This is a genomic window from Shewanella hafniensis (assembly GCF_019655335.1).
Taxonomy (GTDB): Bacteria; Pseudomonadota; Gammaproteobacteria; order Enterobacterales; family Shewanellaceae; genus Shewanella; species Shewanella hafniensis.
In genome coordinates, this window is sequence record NZ_BPFD01000288.1 from 1 (window position 1) to 256 (window position 256).

Consider the following 256-nt stretch of genomic DNA (forward strand, 5'->3'; position numbering starts at 1 on the left):
GATTAATATTTCTGTACTTCCGCTAACTGCGATGGAGAGACGGAGAAGGCTAGGCTAGCGCGGCGTTGGTAGTCCGCGTTTAAGGTGGTAGGTGGTGTTCTTAGGCAAATCCGGGGACACGTACTTTGGTGTACACACTGAGAGCTGATGACGAGGTCCTACGGGACTGAAGTAGTTGATGCCATGCTTCCAGGAAAATCTTCTAAGCTTCAGGTTAGCGGGAATCGTACCCCAAACCGACACAGGTGGTCGGGTA

General features: G+C 51.6%; 1 rRNA gene. It reads left to right on the forward strand.

The window, feature by feature from the left end:
• Nucleotides 1-256 (forward strand): 23S ribosomal RNA (locus tag K5Q99_RS22300); the annotation flags it as partial.